Raw genomic sequence first — 15,935 nt, forward strand, 5'->3', positions numbered from 1 at the left:
TATGACCACGCAACCACACAAACAGCGAACGCAGACGAGAAACGCGCCGCTGCACGAGCGAGGAAAGCAGCTGCACGCGACGCTGTCCGACGACCTCCGCGAGGAGTACGACACCCGTCGAACCCGCGTCAACGCGGGCGACACGGTCGAGGTCATGCGCGGCGACCACGCCGGCGAGGAAGGCGAGGTCATGCGCGCGATCCTCGAGGATGGGACCATCCACGTCGAGGACGTGACAGTCGAGACGGCCGACGGCGAAGAAGTGCCGCGGCCGCTGGACCCGTCGAACGTCCGCATCACGGAGCTCGACCTCGAGGACGAGCGTCGCGAGGCGCGTCTCGAAGGTGATACCGAATGACGAAACACCAGAAGCGACTGTCAGTTCCGAAGTCCTGGCCGGTCGAGCGAAAGACCGAGACCTTCACGGTAAAGGCCGGTGCCGGCCCACACGGCGAGGACGGCGTGCCGCTCGTCGTCCTCTTGCGGGACGTGCTCGGCTACGTGGACTCGCGCAAGGAAGCGCGCTACGCACTCTCGGAGGATTCGATCCTCATTAACGGGGTCGCGATCAACGACGAACAGCGCCCGATCGGCATGTTCGACATCGTCGCGTTCCCCGCTCTCGAGGAATACTACCGCGTCTTCCCCGACGAGGGCGGTCGGCTCGCGCTGACCGCAATCGACGAGGACGCAGCGGGGAGCCGCCTCGGCAAGATCGAGGGCAAACAGCAGGTTCCCGGCGGCGACACGCAGTTGACGCTCCACGACGGAACGAACGTCCTCACCGATTCCGACGAGTACCGGCCGAAGGACTCGATCGTCATCGACAACGACGACAAATCCGTCGTCGCGCACTTCCCATACGAGGAGGGCGCGCTCGTGACGGCCGTCCGTGGCAACCACGGCGGCAAAGTCGGCGAGATCGACGCGATCGACATCACGCCGGGCAGCGGGTCGAACAACGTTGGCGTCTCGATGGACGACGGCGGCTTCGAAACCGTCGAAGAGTACGTCGTCGTCATCGACAAGAACTTCACCGGTGACGAGGATAGCGCGGAACGAAGTTCCGCGAACAGTCAAGCGGCGGAGCCGCGAGACGACGACGAACCCGCAAACACAGGTGATGACGAATGAGCGAAGCCGACAACGCTGACTTCCACGAAATGCGCGAGCCCCGCGTCGAGAAAGTCGTCGTCCACATGGGCGTCGGCCAGGGCGGTCGCGAACTCGGCAAGGCCGAGGACATTATCGAGGAGGTCACGAGTCAGGAGAGCGTCCGTACGCAGGCAAAACGGACCGAACCCGACTTCGGCATCCGTCAGGGCGATCCGATCGGCACGAAGGTCACCCTTCGCGATCAGGACGCACGCGAGTTCCTCGAGACGGCGCTTCCCCTGGCGAACATCTCGTCGTCGCAGTTCGACGATACGGGGAACTTCAGCTTCGGTGTTGCAGAACACACCGACTTCCCCAGCCAGGAGTACGACCCGAACGTCGGGATCTACGGGCTGGACGTCACCGTCAACCTGGTGCGTCCGGGCTACCGCATCGCCAAGCGCGATAAGGCCACCCGATCGATCCCCTCGAGCCACCGACTGACCCCCGAGGACGCTATTTCGTTCCTCGAGGCGAACTTCGACGTGACCGTAGAGGGCACAGACGATGAGTGAAAGCGAAACAGAAAACGACCGCACGGGCGAGCACGCAGCAAAGCGGACGGGACAGATCGAGTCCTGTCAGCGCTGTGGCCGCGAGCAGGGACTTGTCGGGAAGTACGACATCAACCTCTGCCGGCAGTGCTTCCGCGAGATCGCCCGCGACATGGGATTCAGGAAGTATCGATAACATGACCGGAAACGATCCACTCAGTAACGCGCTCTCGGGACTCGATAACGCCGAGAGTGTGGGTCATCTCACCCACGAGGTAACGCCCGCCTCGAACGAAATCGGCAGCGTGCTCGAGGTCTTCTATGACCGCGGGTACATCGACGGCTTCGAGTACGTCGACGACGGTAAAGCCGGTCAGTTCGAGGTCGAATTGAAAGGAGCGATCAACCAGTGCGGCCCCATCAAGCCCCGCTACGCCGTCGGCTCCGAGGACTTCGAGAAGTGGGAGAAGCGCTATCTCCCCGCTCGAGACTTCGGTGCGCTCGTCGTCACGACGAGCAGCGGCATCATGAGCCACTACGAGGCTCGCGAGCAGGGTATTGGGGGCCAGGTTATCGCATACGTCTACTGACCATGCGAGTAGAACTGGAAACCCCCGAGAACGTAACCGTCGAGGTCGATCGGTTCGACGTGACCGTCGAAGGGCCGGAAGGCAGCGTGACGCGCCGCCTCTGGTACCCCGACGTGACCGTCGAAACCGACGACGATCAGGTGGTCATCGAAAGCGGTGCCGAGGACGCGAAGACGAATTCGACCGTCGGCACCTTCGAGAGCCACATCCGAAACGCATTCCACGGCGTGACCGAGGGCTGGGAGTACGAGATGGAAGTCTTCTACTCTCACTTCCCGATGCAGGTCCGCGTGGAAGGCGAGGAGGTCGTCATCGAGAACTTCCTCGGCGAAAAGGCACCGCGACGAACGACTATCCACGGTGAGACCGACGTCGCCGTCGACGAGGAGCAACTCGTCCTGTCCGGCCCCGACAAGGAGGATGTCGGACAGACGGCGGCCGATATCGAGCAGCTGACGAAGGTCACCGGCAAGGACACCCGCGTTTTCCAGGACGGGGTCTACATCACCACCAAACCCGCCAAAGGAGGCGTCTAAAAGATGGCAGACGATCAATCGAACGACGAGCAAGCCTCGGACGACGCCCGAACACTCGAGGACATCAGCGGCGTCGGCGCGAGCAAAGCGGACGCGCTGCGCGATGCCGGTTTCGAGTCCATCGAGGACGTCAAGGAAGCCGACCAGGACGACCTGGCCGATGCCGACGGCGTCGGGAACGCGCTCGCAGCCCGTATCAAGGCCGATGTCGGCGACCTCGAGGTCACCGACGAGACCGAAGCCGAGATCGAGGACGAGAGTGCAGAGGAAGAAGCGCTCGACGAAGACGTCGAGACGGAACTGCAGCCCCGCGGGCTGACCGAGAAGACGCCCGAACTCTCCGAGAACGAGGAGCGACTCCTCAACCGCCGACGGAGCGAGGGGAAACCGCAGTTCAAGCGACAGGACTACCACAAGAAAAAGCGGACGCCGGAATCCTGGCGACGACCCCGCGGCCAGCTGTCCAAGCAGCGCCGCGGCGTCAAGGGCAAGGGCCCGAAAGTCGAGGCCGGTTTCCGCACGCCGAAAGCCGTCCGGGGGAAACACCCCAGCGGCTTCGAGGAAGTCTACGTCGAGAATCTCGGCGACCTCGAGGGCGTCGACGGCGACAGCGAGGCGGTCCGGATCGCCTCCGCGGTCGGCGCGCGCAAGCGCGAGCGGATCGAAGAGGAAGCCGAAGACCAGGGCGTTCGCGTCCTGAACCCGACCTACGAGGAAGTCGAGGTGGAATCAGATGACTGATCTGAGCGCACAGAAGCGACTGGCGGCCGACGTCATGGACGTCGGCAAGAACCGCGTCTGGTTCGACCCGGACGCACAGGGAGACATCGCCGAAGCGATCACTCGTGACGAGATCCGCGAACTCGTTGACGAGGGTCGCATTCAGGCCGACGAACCCTCCGGCAACTCACGCGGCCGCGCTCGAGAGCGCAACGCGAAACGCGCCTACGGCCACCAGAACGGTCAGGGTAAGCGTCGCGGCAAGAAGGGCGCACGCCAGAACGAGAAAGAAGAATGGCAGAAGAAGATCCGTGCACAGCGCCGGAAGCTACGCGACCTCCGCGACAAGGGCGAACTGACGCCCACGCAGTACCGCACGCTCTACAAGAAAGCGGGCGGCGGGGAGTTCCGTAGCGTCCAGTACCTGTTGAACTACATCGACGACAACTACGGTAACCAATAATGGCGACAGGACCACGATATAAAGTGCCGATGCGGCGTCGCCGTGAGGTCCGGACGGACTACCACCAGAGGTTGCGCCTGCTGAAATCGGGAAAGCCCCGCCTCGTTGCTCGCAAGAGTAACAAGCATACTACGGCGCAGCTGATCACTCCCGGACCTCAGGGAGACGAGACGCTTGCAAGCGCGCACTCGAGCGATCTGGCGGAGTACGGCTGGGACGCCCCCACGAGTAACATTTCCGCGGCGTATCTGACCGGCCTCCTGGCCGGCAAACGAGCCGTCGACGCCGGTCTCGAGGAGGCAGTCCTCGACATCGGCCTCAACACGGCCACGCCCGGCAACAAGGTGTTCGCGGTACAGGAGGGCGCGATCGACGCCGGCCTCGAGATCCCGCACAACGATAGCGTACTCGCTGACTGGTCGCGTACGCGCGGCGAGCACATCGCCGACTACGCCGAACAGCTCGACGAGCCGCTGTACAGCGGCGAGTTCGACGCAACGGATCTCCCCGAACACTTCGACGAGGTACGAGAGGCGATTCTCGAATGAGTAACTACAACGATAGCGGATGGGAACCCGTCACCCGTCTCGGCCGGAAGGTCCAGGAGGGCGAAATCGAGGACATGGAGACCGCCCTCAACTCGGGCCTCCCGCTAAAGGAACCCGAAATTATCGACCAGCTCCTCCCCGGACTGGAAGACGAAGTACTGGACATCAACATGGTCCAGCGGATGACTGACTCCGGACGACGCGTGAAGTTCCGCTGCGTCGTCGCCGTCGGCGACCGCAACGGGTTCGTCGGCTACGCCGAGGGTCGAGACGACCAGGTCGGCTCTGCCATCCAGAAGGCGATCGGTATCGCGAAGCTGAACATGATCCAGGTGCCCCGCGGTTCGGGTTCCTGGGAGGACCGCTCGGATCGGCCCCACTCGCTGACGCGGAAGACGACCGGCAAGGCCGGCTCCGTCGAAGTCGAGGTCATTCCGGCCCCCGAAGGGCTCGGACTGGCCGCCAGCGACACCGTCCGTCACGTCCTCGAGCTGGCCGGCATCGAGAACGCCTGGACCAAGAGCCACGGCAACACTCGAACGACGGTCAACCTCGCGAAAGCGACGTACAACGCGCTCGAGAACGCCTCCCAGTCGCGACAGCCGCGACAGCGAGGCGGCCGGGACGAAGCTGAGGTGGCTGACCAATGAAAGCGATCATCCAGATCCGTGGCGAAGTGAATCGACAGGACGACGTCCAGGACACCCTGTCGATGCTCAACATCCACAACGTCAACCACTGCACGCTCGTCCCCGAAACCGACCCGTACGAGGGGATGATTGCCAAGGTCAACGACTACGTCGCCGTCGGCAAGCCCGACGCGGACGTGATCGAGACCCTGCTCGCGAAGCGAGCGGAGCCCCTCGAGGGCAAGCAGGCGGACGTCGACGAGGAGTGGCTGGCCGACAACACTGAGTACGATACCTTCGGTGAACTGGCCGACGCGCTGCTCGACGAGGAGACGACACTTCGTGACGAGGGACTGTCACCGACGCTTCGACTCCACCCGCCGCGGGGGGTCACGATGGTATCAAAAAGCCGACCGTCGAGGGCGGCCAACTCGGAAAGCATACAACAGGGGAGATTAACGACCTCCTAGAATCGATGCGATAACCATGACGAGCAAAAAACGACGCCAGCGCGGATCGCGGACCCACAGCGGCGGTTCCCACAAGAATCGACGCGGTGCGGGCCATCGCGGTGGCCGCGGCCGTGCCGGGCGCAGCAAACACGAGTTCCACAACTACGAACCGAAGGGGAAACACGGCTTCAAGCGACCCCACGACATCCGCGAGACGGTCGCGGAGATCGACGTCCAGAAGTTAGACGAGGACGCGATCCTCTATGTCGCGGAGGACCTCGCCGAGGAGACCGACGACGGTTACGAACTCGACGCACGCGATATCGTCGAGGACGGCCACGAGGTCGACGTCGTCAAGGTCCTCGGATCGGGGCAGGTCCGCAACCAGCTGACGGTCACTGCGGACGCCTTCTCCGAGACGGCCGAGGAGAAGCTCGAGGCCGGCGGCGGTGAGGCTGTTCTCTCCGAGCGCGGCGAGGAGCGAGCGGCCGAGGCCGAGGACGAGGAAGCCGACGCTGAACAGGACGAGGAATAACTATGGGATGGAAGGAAGCCGCTGAACCGGTTCTGACGAGGATGCCAGCAGTACGCCGTCCGGAGGGGCACGTCCCCTTCAAACGGAAGCTGATGTGGACGGTCGGCATCCTCATGTTGTACTTCTTCCTGACGAACATCTCGCTGCTCGGGTACCAGTCCGGCGGGGCGGGCGACCTCTTCGGACAGTTCCGTGCGATCCTCGCGGGAGCGCACGGATCGGTGCTCCAGGTCGGTATCGGACCGATCGTCACCGCGAGCATCGTCTTGCAGCTGCTCGGCGGTGCGAACCTGCTCGGGCTCGATACGGACGATCCCCGGGATCAGGTTCTCTATCAGGGCCTCCAGAAGGTACTGGTCGTCCTGATGGTCATCCTGACCGGGCTCCCGATGGTGTTCGCCGGCGGCTTCCTGCCAGCAGTGCCACAGCTCCAGCTCGGCGGGCTCACCCTCGATCAGACGCAGGTGCAGATGCTGATGTTCGCCCAAATCGTCGTTGGCGGTATCCTCATCCTCTACATGGACGAGGTCGTCAGCAAATGGGGCGTCGGCAGCGGGATCGGTCTGTTCATCATCGCCGGCGTGAGCCAGCGACTGGTCACCGGGCTCATCAACCCGGTCCAGGGCGGGTTCTTCTTCGACTGGTACCGCATCTTGACCGGACAGGTCGAGATGGGGTCGCTCGTCTCGGGAAGCGGTCTGCAGACGCTGCTGCTCGGTGACGGGCATATTATCGCCCTGTTCACGACGGTGCTCATCTTCGGGATCGTCGTCTACGCGGAGTCGGTCCGCGTCGAGATCCCGCTGAGCCACGCCCGAGTCAAGGGCGCTCGCGGTCGCTTCCCCGTGAAGCTCATCTACGCGAGCGTCCTGCCGATGATCCTCGTTCGCGCAGTGCAGGCGAACATCCAGTTCATGGGCCAGATCCTCAATCAGCAGTGGGCGGGGATGCCCGCGTGGCTCGGGAGTTACTCGCAGGGCCAACCCGACGGCGGGTTCTTCTACTATGTGTCCCCGATCTACTCGCCGCAGGATTGGATGTGGTTCACGGCGAACGTCGGCCAGGAGTGGTGGCAGGTAATGATCCGAATCGGTATCGACGTCACCTTCATGGTTGTCGGTGGGGCGATCTTCGCCATCTTCTGGGTCGAGACGACGGACATGGGTCCCGAATCGACGGCGAAGCAGATCCAGAACTCCGGGATGCAGATCCCCGGCTTTCGACAGAACGTCGGTGTCATCGAGAAGGTCATGGAGCGCTACATTCCGCAGGTGACCGTCATCGGCGGTGCGCTGGTCGGCCTGCTGGCCGTCTGGGCCAACATGCTCGGCACCATCGGCGGTGTGAGCGGAACCGGACTGCTGCTGGCCGTCTCCATTACGTACAAGCTGTACGAGGAGATCGCCGAGGAGCAGATGATGGAGATGCATCCGATGATGCGCGACATGTTCGGCGGCGGCGACTAACGCCGACTCCGTTCTCTTTCAGTTCTCCGGACCCTGAGCAGTTGCGCAACTGCACCAGTCGGTATCGAACTGTGGGCTGCCGACCGGTGAGAGACCGATAGTAGCCACTGAAAGTCCTGCAACCCAATCGCACGATTTGATCAGTGTGTGAGTCGTTTCAGTGGCTACTATAACCCGCTGCACGACGCACCCCAACACATGGTCAACGCCTTCTGGCTCGATCGCGACCTCGAGCGAGCCGCGACGTGGCTCGTCGATCGCCACGTCACGAGCAGCGTCTTCGAGTGTTCGATGGTGCTGACGACGGCGGTTCAGCGAAACGGCTACCCGGAATCCGACGCGCTGTACGTCACGCATCCCGACCACCCGCTGACTCGCTGGGCGGCGCGCTCCCTTGCCAACTGGCGCTCACTCCGGGCGTACACCGACACGGCGCACGAGGAGTGGCGCTATCGCTGGGATCACGACTCGACGGATCGGCACGGCTGCTGGGCGACCGTTCGATCGCTCGACGACGATCGGGTTCGCGGCCTCGAGTGGCCCCGCGAGGGCCGCGAGGATTCGCCGCCGGTGACGGACGGGTGGACGGCCGAGGACTACGTCGACGCCTATCGCTACTACGACGCGAACGAGAAGCGACACCTGTTCGAGTGGTCGAAAGCGCGGTCGATGCTGCCCTGGATCCCGGAGTACACGGTCGACGGGACGGGGTGACGTCCGCTCCGTTCTCGCGCCACGACGGGGACGCGCAGCCTGCAACGGCTGCGTGAGATGCGGTGCCGAGAGAGCGGTCGCTGTCGACGCGAGCGATCGGACCGTGTTCGACTGCCGGCGCTTCATACGGACTACTGTAAGTCATTTCCGGCGCGACCGCAGGCCGGACGCGGTCGCGCCGATAAATCGTTACAGTAGACCGCATCAGTCCGAGACCGGCTGCATCTCGGCTTGGTCGTGGAGGGTGGCGAGATAGCGGGCGACTTCGTCGTGGGTGTGGGCCCCGACGAGGTGGTCCTCGAGCGTCCGATCGAGTTCCAGTACGTCGTGGCAGATCGGACACTCGATCGGCGGTTTGAATGCCATCTGTTCTTCACCATCCGTCTGTTCGAGGGAAAGCGCTACAGCATGCATGTGCCCGCCCGCGATGCGTCTCGAGCGCTCCATCATCGACATCCAAGCCGTCGGCGTCCGATCTACCTGTCGAGCGACGGCCGCCGTTTCGACCGACCCGTCGGGTAGCGTGCGCAGCGAAAAGGTGTTTCCTCGACGCGGTCGGAGCCCCACTCGATGGGCGACCGATCCGTGACCGACTGGGAGTTCGACGCGGAGTTCGAGACGGCCCTCGAGACGGTGCCCGACGACCAGTTCGATCGGGACCGGTTCGTCCCCGGCGTCGGACCGCTGTCGGCGGACGTGATGCTCGTCGGCGAGGCGCCGGGCGAGCGAGAAGTCGAACAGGGTGAACCCTTCGTCGGGCAGGCCGGCCAGCAGCTCGATCGAGCGCTCGATGCGATCGGCTACGACCGTCGCGACCTCTATATCACCAACCTCGTCAAGGTGCGACCGCCGGAGAACCGCGACCCTTACGTCGCGGAGATCGAGGCCTGGTGGCCGGTGCTCGAGGCGGAGATCGAGCGCGTCGATCCCAGCGTGCTCGTTCCGCTGGGGAGTTTCGCGACGGACGAACTCCTCGAGACGGACGAGACGATCACCGACCTGCACGGGCGCGAGTTCGAGCGCGAGCTGCGTGGCACCTCGGATTCCTCGAGCGGTGCGAGGCGCGACCGAAGTGAGCGCCTCGATGAAACGAGCGGGGAGGAACGACCCGCGAGCGGACGCGATCCGCGAGAGCGCGAGGTCCGCCGCGTCGTGCCGGCGTTCCATCCCGCGGCGGCGCTGTACGACCGGAGCAAGGTCGACGCCGTGGAGTCGGATCTGCGGACCGCCCTCGAGTTGGCGTGACGGAGACCGGGACCGTCCGGGTCGTGCAGGCCGAGACGGCTTCCGGGGCGGGACGGTACTGCCGACCGAATGAGTCCCACCGTTACCGACGACGACGTCGGCAAGCCCGTCGAGAGTGCAGACGGCGAGACACTCGGTACCGTCGTGAGCGTCGACCCAGAGGGTGCGCACCTCGATCCGGAACCGGATATGACCGACTCGATCACGGCCGTGCTCGACTGGGAGCCCGCGTCCGGTGACATCGTCCCGCTCGAGGACGACGCGATCGACGAGATCACCGAGGATGCGGTCCGGCTCAGGGCCGCGTTTTCGGCGGAAAGCGTCGCACCGGACGATGAGCCCGAACCCGAACTCGAGGGGTGACGACTGGGCGAATCGGGACGGAGACACCGACGGGTGACTCCTCGCCGTCACCCGGGAAACAGCCGTCCGATCACCGAACGGGATTCTCGGGCGGCGTCGCGCGGGTTATTTCATCCCTTCTGGAGGGGAGTCCGTCTCGACTGCGGGTAGGAGGTTGATAACAATGCCGTCCGTCGGCGACGGTCAACGCAGTGATCAGGAACGTGCTCGCCGTTCGTCACCGGTCGGATCGTGCGACGGCAGATCCCCGGTTCGCGCTCGTGGAGTCGACGACGTCGCGCTGTCGTCGCCTTCCGACTGACCCGGTGTTCGCGTTGACTAATGTCAGTTACTGAGCGGATCGTCGACGGCTTCAAGGCGACGCTGGGGGCTCGTCTCGTCACCAACCTCGCGAACGGGGTGTTGATGCTACTGCTCGCGCGGGAACTACTCACACCCGACGAGTACGGGTTGCTGTTCTTCGTGATCGCGGTCATCGGCGTCGCAGGGATGTTTACCGACCTCGGAATCGCTCGCTCGGCCGCCCGATACATCTCCGAGTCCAAGGAGACCGATTCCGGCAAAATCCCGTACCTCCTCCGGACATCGCTCGGATTTCGACTGGTGTTGATCGGCATCGTTTCGACTACGCTGGTCGTCGGTCACGAGCAGCTTGCCGCCCTGCTCGAGACGCCGGAGGCGGCGACGCTATTGCTGGTCGGCGGCGTCTATCTCGTCTTCCAGTCGCTGAACTCCTACACCCAGACGGTCTTTCAGGGCTTCAATCAGGTCGAACTCAGCGCCGTTGTCAACGTCGTCAACAACGTCACGCGGGTCGGCTTCGTCGTCGCCTTTACCGTCCTCGGACTCGGCGTCGTCGGCGCGATGATGGGGTATCTGGTCGGCGCAGTGCTCGCGACAGGCGTCGGGCTCGTCCTCCTCTACCGACGGTTCTACGTGACCTACGACGACGACGGTGGTGAGAAGACGCTGCGCAATCGAATGCTGCGATACAGTATTCCGTTGACCGCCTCGACCAGCGCGAGCATTCTCGACAATCGGATCGATACGGTTCTCGTCGGATTCTTCCTCAATCCGGTGGCCGTGAGCTATTACGTTCTCAGCAAGCAAATCTCGGAGTTCGTGCTCGTTCCCGCCGGCTCGCTGGGCTTCTCCGTCTCGCCGACCTACGGCGAACAGAAGGCCAACGACGCGCTCGAGGAGGCGGCGCGGATCTACGAGTCGACGCTGCAGTACGTCCTCCTCCTCTACATCCCGGCGGCCGTCGGGCTGATCCTCGTCGCCGATCCGGCCATTCGGCTCGTGTTCGGCGCGGACTACGCCGGTGCCGTCCCCGTCCTTCAGCTGATGGCGATCTACGTCATCTTCCAGGCGATCACCAACGTGACCACGAACGGGCTGGATTACCTCGGCCGGGCGTCCGACCGCGCGATCGCGAAGGGGGTCACCTCCGCCGCCAACGCCGTTCTCAACGTGCTCTTGATCCCGCGATTCGGCGTCCCAGGGGCGGCGTTCGCCACCGTCATCACCTACGGCATCTACACGGCCGTCAACGTCTTCGTGATGTACCGCGAGATCGCGTTCGATTACGGCGGCGTCGGCCGATCGATCGCGCTCATCTCCCTCATTTCCGCGGGGATGGGCGTCGCCGTCCTCATTCTCGTCCCCTACGTCTCGAACCTGATCGCCCTCACCGGCGTGATCGCACTCGGCGTCGGCATCTGGGGATGCTTGATCACGTTCAGCGGGCTGGTCGATCCTCAAGAGACGCTCGCACTGTTGACCTAGTCTCGCCGGCGGTCGCTAGTCTTGGCGCTTTCCGTACCCGTTCTCGATCCCTCCTCTATTTCGTTCCCCTGCTCCCGATTCTCTACGCACGATTTTTGCTCGAGACTCCGTTTCGGTCGTCGCGTTCCCTCGAGTGGCGACCGACTGCGTTCGGGTGACCGCCTGCCCGTGCTGTCTCCGTTCCGCTCACGCTCGACTCGCGGCATTCCGGTTCGAATCGCGGCATTCCGGTCCGTTCGTGCGCTCACGAGAGTGGCCGCTCCCCCATCGGCTCGCTCGTCTCCAGTGGTAACAATACCCTTCTGGAGCGCTATATACCAGTAATACGTTCATATCAAAATAGGATACAGTCGGCATCGAGAATGTGAACACACGACTCCCCGATTCCGATACCAACGGGGCAGCCCTCCGGTCGTTCGTCGATCAGTTCGAGCGGGGTGAGCGACACGCGGCGGTCCAAACCCTGCTCGAGACCGCCGACGAGCCGCGTTCGATACTCACGTCGCTCTTCGGCGTCGGATACGACGGCTGGTACGCTCTCGTCGCCGACGACATCTCCGGCTCCTGCCTCGATCTCACCCCCGGCTGGGGACGAACGACGCCGCTTTTGAGTCGACTCGCGGACACGGTCTACACGTACCAGCCGACCGATACTGGCAGTCGGCTCCTCGAGGCTCGACCGGCACTGGAGGGAGCCGACGTGGTGTCGATCGCGAGCGACGACCTCGCCTCGGCGGTCCGCGGTCGTTCGTTCGAGACGATCGTCACGACGGGACCGCGGGCACCTGACGGCGACTTCTTTGATCACGTCGACGGGCTCGCCCCGTCGCTCGAGGACGGTGGCACCCTTATCACCGAGATAAACGGCTGGCCCAGAACGACCGGAATGACGGATCGGGTCGGCCTCGAGCGCGGGTCGGCGATGGCCGGCGATCGATCCCCGGCGACCGTCTGGCGATCGATCCCTTCGCGGCTCGTCGCCGCCCTCGAAGACAGGGGGTTCGACGAGGTCGAACTGTTCGGGCTGCTCCCCGGTGGGAGGCGATACCGGTGGGCGGTGCCGGTCGCCGGCCCCGACGCCCTCGAGTGGGTGTTGGACACGATCGAGGCAGACACGACGGCCGCTCGGCTGCTCCGAGGCGGTGCGACCCTCGCCAACAGGATGGGTGTCGTCAAACAATCGTATCCCAGTTACGTCGCCGTCTGTCGAACGCGGTCGGCGGCGTCGGAAACGGACGCCGAATCGGGGACGGGGACCGAGCGGACACGAGTGCTCCGACGCGGCGCGAACCGGTCGATCGTCTTCGAACTCGTCGACGGCGGCCTCGAGTCCGTCCGGAAAGTACCGAACGCTCCCTCCCACGGCCGCTACAACGAACGCGCGGCGTCGACCCTCTCTGCGCTCGCGGCTGCGGACAGCCCGCTAACGGGGACGCTCCCCGACGTGGCGCTCGAGGAGTCCCCGCTCGGTCCAGTGCTGTCGGAATCGCCGGCAGCGGGCATGCCGCTCATGGACGTTGTCGCCCGACTGGAGACGCCGCCCGATCCGGACGCCTTCGCTCGAGTCCTCGAGACGGGACTCGACTGGGTCGGGAGGCTACAGCGAACGCACATGGGGCCTCGAGTAACGGTGTCACCGGAGACGATCCATCGCGAGTTGACCCCGGACGAACTCGACGTGACACCGCCGGCGGTGTCCGAGCCAGTCGAGTATCCGAGGGTCCCCGCGCACGGGGACTATCACCCGGGGAACGTCCTCGTCGCCGACGACGGCACGATCGAGCGCGTCATCGACTGGGAGTACAGCGCGCTCGATCGCAACCCCGTCGCCGATCCCGGCTTCTTCACCCTGAAACTCGCCGAGTTCGCGTTCGGCGGCTTCGAGGCGGGCGTCCGAGCCACGCTGCTCGAGGACACGCCCCACGCTGACTGCGTGTACGAGCAGTTGGTCGCGTACTGCGACGCCATCGGCGTTCGCCCGCGAACGTTCGGGGCCTACCTCGGACACGCGCTCGTGACCCAGACCGACGTTCACTTCCAGTCTGCCAGTCCGTGGCGCTTCCACGCGAATCCGCGGGAGAAGTGCGATCGATTGGGGTTCCTCTACAAGAACCTCGCGGAAATTCGGTGCCGACTCGAGCGCCAGCGAACGGAGTATTCCGCAGGTTCGCAGCCAGTGGTCGACTCCGGTTCCGACGCCGACGCAGTTGAGTCAGGTCATCGCGAGTCAGTTCGTGCTGCGGACGCCTCCGTCGAGCAGTCACGTCACCGGTGAGCGTCGAGCGACTGGGCCGTTCGACCGGCGGATTGGATCCGATGTCACTGCTATCGGCTGTGACGGAGAGAGAAGGCGTGATTCGGTTTCAGGCGCCGTCCGTGCGCGGTGGCGTTATTGGATCGAGTACCCTGCTGCGAGGGTGAGCAGGACGACCATGAACACCGCGGTGAGCATCAGGTAGGTGATCGACCGCGGCTCGTCTTTCAGGTGCTGGAAGTAACCGGCGATCAAGGAGACCTTGATGACTGCCAGAATCATCGTCCCACCCACTGCGAGTTCATAGGTGAAGATCTCCGGGAAGTGGAAGAAGACGAACTTCCCCGTTGCCAGCAGTATCAGCGCCACGTAAATCAATGCGTAGTTCCGAATACTCGCCATTGGTGAGGAATGAGACTGACGGATACTTATACCTTCCTCATACGATCGCTCACCGGCCTGGCCGGCGTCTGCGCGTCCGTCGGAAGGAGGTAGTAAATCGACGGTCGCGCGGGACCGACCGTGACCGCATGGAAGCGACACGTAGATGGATCGCGGGTACGAATCGCCGACAATGAGTGGACGTTCGGCTCTCCGTCGCCGGACCGGTATCGGGTTCGTGTTCGCCCTCGCGGTCCTCGCCGCGAGCACCGGCGTCGTCGCCGCGAGCAACGTGGCAGCCGGCCTTTCGGGGGGCAGCGACGTGTCGGTTCCGACGTGGCTCTACCTCGCGACTGGCGGCGGTGCCATCGGTGCCTCGGCGCTGCTGACCATGCTCGTCACCGATCGCGACGTGATCGGGACCTACCACGACCGCACGCTCGAGACCACGACGGACCGGCTCCTGGCTGCGGGCTCGCTCCTATTCGGCGTGCTCGGTCTTTTTGGACTCGCGCTGATCCTGATCGCCGGGATCCGCGGTCCGCCAATCGGGTTGGTCAGCGCGACCGTCCTAGTGACGTTCGTCGGCGGGCGGGCGCTCCTGACGATCGCTGCATACACCGTCGGCAACCCGTGGCCGGCGCTCAACCCCTGGCGACGGATTGCCGCGGCGCTGCCCAACGGCTACGAATCGTACCCGTCGGCTTTCGGCTCCTGGCCCGCCGTCGTGGCGCTGTTGACGTTCATCTGGCTCGAGGTGGTCGCCCCGCTGACCTCGTCGGCGCGTGTGCTGGTGTTCGTGCTCGTCATGTACTCGCTGTTTACGATCTCGAGTGCGGTCGTCTTCTCCCCCGAGACGTGGTTCCGTCGCGGCGATCCGCTCTCGCTGTGGTTTCGACTCTACGGGGCCGTCGCGCCGATTCAGCGCACGGACGACGGGCTCGAACTGCGATTCCCCGGCTCTCGGCTGAGCGACGACGACCTGGTAACTGACACCTCCGTCGTGGCGTTCGTGCTCGCACTCGTCTGGGAACTCACCTACAGCGGGTTTATCGTCACCCCCGTCGGCGTCGGGACCGTCGAAGCGCTCGTCGGGCTCGGCATCCCGCCGGTGATCGTCTACCTGCTCTTGCTCGTCGGCGGCTTCGCCCTGTTCTGGAAGGTGTACTGGATCGCGATCGACCGGACCCGCGATCGGGCCGACACGTATCTCTCCCGTCGGTATCTCGGGATCCGCTTCGCCGCACCGCTGCTCGCAATCGCGGCCGGCTATCACTTCGCACACTATATCGGCTTCGCGATCTCGCTGTGGCCCTCGTTGTTCGACGCGCTGGCAATGCCGCTCGATCCGCCGCCGAACCCGACCCGGTACGCGCTCCCGGGCTGGTTCGGGTACGTCGAAATCGCCGGCATCCTGCTCGGTCACGTTCTCGCGGTGTGGATCGCCCACACCGTCTCCTTCGATCTCTTTCCCGGCAAGCTGCAGTCGATCAGGAGCCAGTATCCGCTCATCGTCGTGATGGTGTTTTTCACGATGGTAAGCCTCTACCTCGTCTCCAAGGGGTCGATGAGCCCGCCATACGTTCCGGGCTAATCGCCCGC

At 64.3% G+C, this 15,935-nt stretch carries 20 protein-coding genes and 1 pseudogene; 19 read left to right on the forward strand and 2 right to left on the reverse strand.

Annotated elements, in window-relative coordinates:
- Nucleotide 1: 1 nt before the first annotated feature.
- The 14 genes and pseudogenes from rplX (at nt 2) to CP556_RS12070 (ending at nt 8,302) form a co-directional block, all read left to right on the forward strand.
- The gene (rplX, locus tag CP556_RS12005; RefSeq protein WP_098725834.1) at nt 2-358 is read left to right on the forward strand and encodes a 50S ribosomal protein L24; all 357 of its coding nucleotides are present in this window, start codon (nt 2-4) and stop codon (nt 356-358) included.
- Nucleotides 355-1,134 (forward strand): 30S ribosomal protein S4e, encoded by a 780-nt coding sequence (locus CP556_RS12010; RefSeq protein WP_098725835.1) that lies wholly within the window; start codon nt 355-357, stop codon nt 1,132-1,134. The genes rplX and CP556_RS12010 overlap by 4 nt, the downstream gene beginning before the upstream one ends.
- A complete protein-coding gene (locus CP556_RS12015; protein WP_098725836.1) occupies nt 1,131-1,670 on the forward strand; it encodes a 50S ribosomal protein L5 in 540 nt (179 codons plus the stop codon). The genes CP556_RS12010 and CP556_RS12015 overlap by 4 nt, the downstream gene beginning before the upstream one ends.
- Nucleotides 1,663-1,845: a 30S ribosomal protein S14 gene (locus CP556_RS12020; RefSeq protein WP_098725837.1), complete on the forward strand. Its 183-nt coding sequence runs from the start codon at nt 1,663-1,665 to the stop codon at nt 1,843-1,845. Before CP556_RS12015 ends, CP556_RS12020 begins: the two co-directional genes overlap by 8 nt.
- A 1-nt stretch (nt 1,846) precedes the next feature.
- On the forward strand, nt 1,847-2,239 hold the full coding sequence (locus CP556_RS12025; protein WP_098725838.1) for a 30S ribosomal protein S8: 393 nt from the start codon (nt 1,847-1,849) through the stop codon (nt 2,237-2,239).
- 2 nt (nt 2,240-2,241) lie between these two features.
- Entirely contained in the window at nt 2,242-2,775 is a 534-nt protein-coding gene (locus CP556_RS12030) for a 50S ribosomal protein L6 (RefSeq protein WP_098725839.1), read from the forward strand.
- 3 nt (nt 2,776-2,778) lie between these two features.
- Nucleotides 2,779-3,516, forward strand: coding sequence for a 50S ribosomal protein L32e (locus tag CP556_RS12035; protein ID WP_098725840.1), 738 nt, complete (start codon nt 2,779-2,781; stop codon nt 3,514-3,516).
- Nucleotides 3,509-3,958, forward strand: a complete 450-nt coding sequence (locus tag CP556_RS12040) for a 50S ribosomal protein L19e (protein ID WP_098725841.1) — start codon at nt 3,509-3,511, stop codon at nt 3,956-3,958. Before CP556_RS12035 ends, CP556_RS12040 begins: the two co-directional genes overlap by 8 nt.
- Nucleotides 3,958-4,506 carry a 50S ribosomal protein L18 gene (locus CP556_RS12045; RefSeq protein WP_098725842.1) on the forward strand — a complete coding sequence of 183 codons (549 nt, stop codon included), beginning with the start codon at nt 3,958-3,960 and terminating at the stop codon, nt 4,504-4,506. Before CP556_RS12040 ends, CP556_RS12045 begins: the two co-directional genes overlap by 1 nt.
- Nucleotides 4,503-5,156 (forward strand): 30S ribosomal protein S5, encoded by a 654-nt coding sequence (locus CP556_RS12050; protein ID WP_098725843.1) that lies wholly within the window; start codon nt 4,503-4,505, stop codon nt 5,154-5,156. The genes CP556_RS12045 and CP556_RS12050 overlap by 4 nt, the downstream gene beginning before the upstream one ends.
- Nucleotides 5,153-5,619: pseudogene (locus tag CP556_RS12055) on the forward strand (50S ribosomal protein L30). The gene CP556_RS12050 and the pseudogene CP556_RS12055 overlap by 4 nt, the downstream one beginning before the upstream one ends.
- 2 nt (nt 5,620-5,621) lie before the next feature.
- Entirely contained in the window at nt 5,622-6,122 is a 501-nt protein-coding gene (locus tag CP556_RS12060; protein WP_098725844.1) for an uL15m family ribosomal protein, read from the forward strand.
- A 2-nt stretch (nt 6,123-6,124) separates the two neighbouring features.
- The gene (secY, locus tag CP556_RS12065) at nt 6,125-7,588 is read left to right on the forward strand and encodes a preprotein translocase subunit SecY (protein ID WP_098725845.1); all 1,464 of its coding nucleotides are present in this window, start codon (nt 6,125-6,127) and stop codon (nt 7,586-7,588) included.
- A gap of 147 nt (nt 7,589-7,735) precedes the next feature.
- Nucleotides 7,736-8,302 (forward strand): hypothetical protein, encoded by a 567-nt coding sequence (locus tag CP556_RS12070; RefSeq protein WP_255291450.1) that lies wholly within the window; start codon nt 7,736-7,738, stop codon nt 8,300-8,302.
- Nucleotides 8,303-8,506: 204 nt separating this feature from the next.
- On the opposite strand, the gene CP556_RS12075 is transcribed toward CP556_RS12070, so the two are convergent.
- Entirely contained in the window at nt 8,507-8,869 is a 363-nt protein-coding gene (locus CP556_RS12075; RefSeq protein WP_098725847.1) for a hypothetical protein, read from the reverse strand.
- Between the two features lie 3 nt (nt 8,870-8,872).
- On the opposite strand from CP556_RS12075, the gene CP556_RS12080 reads away from it, so the two are divergent.
- From CP556_RS12080 to CP556_RS12095, 4 genes are all read left to right on the forward strand, one after another.
- Entirely contained in the window at nt 8,873-9,547 is a 675-nt protein-coding gene (locus CP556_RS12080) for a uracil-DNA glycosylase (protein ID WP_098725848.1), read from the forward strand.
- 69 nt (nt 9,548-9,616) lie between these two features.
- Complete coding sequence (locus CP556_RS12085; RefSeq protein WP_098725849.1) at nt 9,617-9,910, forward strand: hypothetical protein; 294 nt, start codon at nt 9,617-9,619, stop codon at nt 9,908-9,910.
- A gap of 321 nt (nt 9,911-10,231) precedes the next feature.
- Nucleotides 10,232-11,698 (forward strand): flippase, encoded by a 1,467-nt coding sequence (locus CP556_RS12090; protein WP_098725850.1) that lies wholly within the window; start codon nt 10,232-10,234, stop codon nt 11,696-11,698.
- Between the two features lie 364 nt (nt 11,699-12,062).
- Entirely contained in the window at nt 12,063-13,973 is a 1,911-nt protein-coding gene (locus CP556_RS12095) for a phosphotransferase (protein WP_098725851.1), read from the forward strand.
- Nucleotides 13,974-14,087: 114 nt separating this feature from the next.
- On the opposite strand, the gene CP556_RS12100 is transcribed toward CP556_RS12095, so the two are convergent.
- Nucleotides 14,088-14,354 carry a cytochrome C oxidase subunit IV family protein gene (locus CP556_RS12100; protein ID WP_098725852.1) on the reverse strand — a complete coding sequence of 89 codons (267 nt, stop codon included), beginning with the start codon at nt 14,352-14,354 and terminating at the stop codon, nt 14,088-14,090.
- 172 nt (nt 14,355-14,526) lie between these two features.
- Between CP556_RS12100 and CP556_RS12105 the strand changes: the two genes are divergently transcribed.
- Nucleotides 14,527-15,927: a hypothetical protein gene (locus tag CP556_RS12105; RefSeq protein ID WP_098727389.1), complete on the forward strand. Its 1,401-nt coding sequence runs from the start codon at nt 14,527-14,529 to the stop codon at nt 15,925-15,927.
- The last annotated feature ends 8 nt before the right edge of the window (nt 15,928-15,935 follow it).

This window comes from Natrinema sp. CBA1119, from assembly GCF_002572525.1.
In the GTDB taxonomy this organism is placed as follows: Archaea; Halobacteriota; Halobacteria; order Halobacteriales; family Natrialbaceae; genus Natrinema.

What these genes read in the sequence shown, in the direction of transcription:
- CP556_RS12045 (WP_098725842.1), top strand. Translation starts at nt 3,958, where the DNA reads ATGGCGACAGGACCACGATATAAAGTGCCGATGCGGCGTCGCCGTGAG.
- CP556_RS12025 (WP_098725838.1), top strand. Translation starts at nt 1,847, where the DNA reads ATGACCGGAAACGATCCACTCAGTAACGCGCTCTCGGGACTCGATAAC.
- CP556_RS12060 (WP_098725844.1), top strand. Translation starts at nt 5,622, where the DNA reads ATGACGAGCAAAAAACGACGCCAGCGCGGATCGCGGACCCACAGCGGC.
- CP556_RS12080 (WP_098725848.1), top strand. Translation starts at nt 8,873, where the DNA reads ATGGGCGACCGATCCGTGACCGACTGGGAGTTCGACGCGGAGTTCGAG.
- CP556_RS12100 (WP_098725852.1), bottom strand. Translation starts at nt 14,354, where the DNA reads ATGGCGAGTATTCGGAACTACGCATTGATTTACGTGGCGCTGATACTG.
- CP556_RS12020 (WP_098725837.1), top strand. Translation starts at nt 1,663, where the DNA reads ATGAGTGAAAGCGAAACAGAAAACGACCGCACGGGCGAGCACGCAGCA.
- CP556_RS12105 (WP_098727389.1), top strand. Translation starts at nt 14,527, where the DNA reads ATGAGTGGACGTTCGGCTCTCCGTCGCCGGACCGGTATCGGGTTCGTG.
- CP556_RS12015 (WP_098725836.1), top strand. Translation starts at nt 1,131, where the DNA reads ATGAGCGAAGCCGACAACGCTGACTTCCACGAAATGCGCGAGCCCCGC.
- CP556_RS12085 (WP_098725849.1), top strand. Translation starts at nt 9,617, where the DNA reads ATGAGTCCCACCGTTACCGACGACGACGTCGGCAAGCCCGTCGAGAGT.
- rplX (WP_098725834.1), top strand. Translation starts at nt 2, where the DNA reads ATGACCACGCAACCACACAAACAGCGAACGCAGACGAGAAACGCGCCG.
- CP556_RS12035 (WP_098725840.1), top strand. Translation starts at nt 2,779, where the DNA reads ATGGCAGACGATCAATCGAACGACGAGCAAGCCTCGGACGACGCCCGA.
- CP556_RS12090 (WP_098725850.1), top strand. Translation starts at nt 10,232, where the DNA reads ATGTCAGTTACTGAGCGGATCGTCGACGGCTTCAAGGCGACGCTGGGG.
- CP556_RS12030 (WP_098725839.1), top strand. Translation starts at nt 2,242, where the DNA reads ATGCGAGTAGAACTGGAAACCCCCGAGAACGTAACCGTCGAGGTCGAT.
- secY (WP_098725845.1), top strand. Translation starts at nt 6,125, where the DNA reads ATGGGATGGAAGGAAGCCGCTGAACCGGTTCTGACGAGGATGCCAGCA.
- CP556_RS12050 (WP_098725843.1), top strand. Translation starts at nt 4,503, where the DNA reads ATGAGTAACTACAACGATAGCGGATGGGAACCCGTCACCCGTCTCGGC.
- CP556_RS12010 (WP_098725835.1), top strand. Translation starts at nt 355, where the DNA reads ATGACGAAACACCAGAAGCGACTGTCAGTTCCGAAGTCCTGGCCGGTC.
- CP556_RS12040 (WP_098725841.1), top strand. Translation starts at nt 3,509, where the DNA reads ATGACTGATCTGAGCGCACAGAAGCGACTGGCGGCCGACGTCATGGAC.